This is a genomic window from Alteribacillus persepolensis, assembly GCF_900099605.1.
Lineage (GTDB): Bacteria > Bacillota > Bacilli > Bacillales > Marinococcaceae > Alteribacillus > Alteribacillus persepolensis.
In genome coordinates this window covers 1-3,060 of the sequence record NZ_FNDK01000056.1, presented here as the reverse complement: position 1 = coordinate 3,060, position 3,060 = coordinate 1, and the positions used below count along the sequence as shown (strand labels likewise).

Here is a 3,060-nt window from a genome sequence, read left to right as displayed (position 1 = left end):
AGCTGCATAAGCTGGTTATAAAAAAATACCATGGTCACCATCTGGAGGGATGGCGTCCATGGTATTTTTCGTTAAGGGCTTTTGATACAGCCCCTATTGTCTGCTGAATAATATTTGCAGTCCAATCACTGTAAACAATGTTCCTTGAATGACATTGAGACGACGCTGGATGCGGGGGTGCCGCAAGACAAGTGTGCTTGTTTTATGGGCGGCGACGCTGACAACAGAAAAAATCAGCAAGGCCTGGATAAGAAAAATACATCCGAAGAGCACCATTTGCAGCGGTACAGAGCCTGCTGTTGGATCAGTAAATTGAGGAAGCAGTGCTAAAAAGAACAGGGACACTTTTGGGTTTAACAGATTCATAATAATTCCTTTTTTGTACAGTTTCCGGTAGGTAAACGGACTGGCATCGTTTGAAAGAGCGACGTTTGATTGATCTCGAAATGCCTGCCAAGCTAAATACAAAAGGTACGCTGCCCCTGCATATTTGACTACAGAAAATGCAATAGAAGATTGATAGATAATAGCAGAAATACCGGCAGCAGCAAAAGCGATATGTACGAGTAAACCAGTGCAAAGTCCCAGTGCTGTAGCAATACCGGCCATTTTGTTTTGTGTCATGCTTTGGGCGATAACAAATAATATATCAGGTCCTGGGGCAATGGTCAGGACAACAGCCGTTCCTAAAAATGCCAGAATAGCCAAACCATCCATGTGTCTTCCTCCTTGTTGACTGTTTACTACGAGTATACAAGAAAAGTGAAGGAATGAGAAATGGATGGCGGCAGGTTTACGAGTATATGATTGAATGCTCTTGTAAGTAATGCTGCACGTAATCGCTGAATTGCGCAATCGATTCTTTGGCAAACCGTTGTACACGCGAAGTCACCCACAGCGGCCGTTGAATGTGAACGCCGCTCACATCGACTTCACAAAGCAGCCCGGCTTGAAGTTCCTGCCTGACAGCCAAACGTGAGACATATCCATAGCCAAGCCCTGATTGGACAGCGCTTTTTATCGCTTGGGTTGTGCTCAGTTCCAATGTACTTTCTATTTGGGAGAGGTCTATCTTTTCGGAGAGATGGTCTTCAACGATTTGCCGGCTTGCTGATGTGCGTTCTCTCTTTACCATGCGCTCTGACAGAAGATCGCGAGGCACGATATGTTTCTTTTTTGCCCATGGGTGTTTCGGTGAAACAATTAAAACAATGTGGTCACTAGCAATCACTTTTTTGTTGAGCTGAGGATTTTGGACATTGCCTTCGACAAAAGCCAAGTCAATGTTTTCTTCTTCAAGGTCGGCCAGGACAGCAGGTGTATTACTGATGGATAATTGTATTTGCAGCGCAGGATAATCCTGCTGAAAAGCGCTGATGATTTCGGGTAAAATGTACTCTCCGAGCGTATAAGAAGAGCCGATTTTTAACGTTTGTGTGTGAATGCCCCGTAACTCCTCGATATTTTCTACGGATTGTTCATATTCTTTGACGATGTTTTTAGCGTGGTAATACAATCGTTCCCCGGCAGGCGTTAACACAATCGAGCTGTGTTCACGATCAAAGAGAAGGGTGGAATAATGTTCTTCAAGCTGGCGAATCTTTTTGGTAACCGCTGGCTGGGAGAGGTATGCTTTTTTCGCAGCAGCACTAATGCTGCCTTCTTCTTTGACATAGCAAAAAAGCTGAAAGGTCTGGATATTCATGGATGACACTCCTTGTTATATCTGAAAAAACATGCTTACTCCCATAACAACCACGATAGCAGCTAGTAAACGTGTAATTGTTGACCCTTTCATCTTTTTGGACAGCACGGCACCAACCTGGGCGCCGGCAAGGACACCGATGCCGCTCCACAGCACGATGTTCCACTCCACGTTGTTGTTGATTACACTTGGAATCAAACCGCTGAGAGAATAAATGGCAAGGGAGAAAATCGACGTAGCAGTTGCTGCCTTTAAAGATAAGCCAAATCCGTACGCTAATATCGGCACGAGCAGCCAGCCTCCTCCAATGCCAAAAAAAGAGGAGATAATGCCAAGCAAAAGGCCTACGCCAAGCAGAAATGGGAATGTAATCATGTGATCTTCACTGATATCTTTTCCATGTAAAGTATAACTGTTTTCTGCTGTTGCAGCTACTTCTGGCGCCGGTTCTTTTTTTGTTTTTGGCTGTTTTTTTATTGTTAAAAATAAACCGAGTCCAATTAACAGGCAGGCAAACAATGCGTAAAAGACAGCTTCCGGGCTGAACTGAACCAATCGTTCTCCTAAAATTGTACCTGGAAATGCACCGGCAGCAAGCAGTAAGCCAGTTCGCAATAATACTCTGCGCTGCTTTATAAACACAGGCAATCCGGCAGCTGCATTTAAAAAGACAATCGCAAGGCCGGTTGCTGCTGCAGCTTCTGGCGTTATATCATAAAACATTAACAGTACGGGGACAAACAAAAAACCTCCGCCTGCTCCGATAATCGTTCCATACGTACTTGCTGCAAACCCCAGCAGGATAAGCGCGATAATAATCACGATACGTCCTCCTCTCACTATTTCATTTATATCACGATAAAAGAATAGAAATGGAGAAAAATGAAAAAGAGAATACGGTATAACAGTTAGTAATAATTACAGGATGCCCAATTTTTAAAAAAAGTTGCGTGGGAAGAGAAGGAAGCGGAGAAAGGACTGTCTCAAAAGGTTATAATTGACGGCTTTTTGAGACAGCCTCTTGTCTTTAAAAGGTATGAACAAAAAAGCTCTATATTGAATGTGGTGGTGTTGCTTGTGGAACCACGAGATAGAAGGAAAATAAAAAGGATAACGAAAAAGCGAAACAAACATCTCTATCCTGACAAAGCAAATATGCCTAATCTTTACTTCGTTATAAATTTTCTCATCATTACTGGTTATTGGTGTATTTGGCAATCGTTTTTTGTAGGTAATGGCAATCCTAATTATACAAATAACGGTATATTAATCCACATTGTGGAGACTTGACATGGAGCCTCGGTGGACAAGATAAAAGGCAATAGGGCAGGAAAGGGTCTTGCTTGGCAAGGCAG

At 43.1% G+C, this 3,060-nt stretch carries 3 protein-coding genes; all 3 read right to left on the bottom strand.

The window, feature by feature from the left end; translation table 11 throughout:
* Nucleotides 1–93: 93 nt before the first annotated feature.
* Nucleotides 94–717: a LysE family translocator gene (locus tag BLT18_RS17805; protein WP_091277106.1), complete on the bottom strand. Its 624-nt coding sequence runs from the start codon at nucleotides 715–717 to the stop codon at nucleotides 94–96.
* A 76-nt stretch (nucleotides 718–793) separates the two neighbouring features.
* Nucleotides 794–1,705, bottom strand: coding sequence for a LysR substrate-binding domain-containing protein (locus tag BLT18_RS17800; protein WP_091277104.1), 912 nt, complete (start codon nucleotides 1,703–1,705; stop codon nucleotides 794–796).
* 15 nt (nucleotides 1,706–1,720) lie between these two features.
* Nucleotides 1,721–2,527 carry a sulfite exporter TauE/SafE family protein gene (locus BLT18_RS17795; protein WP_245705320.1) on the bottom strand — a complete coding sequence of 269 codons (807 nt, stop codon included), beginning with the start codon at nucleotides 2,525–2,527 and terminating at the stop codon, nucleotides 1,721–1,723.
* Between the last annotated feature and the right edge of the window lie 533 nt (nucleotides 2,528–3,060).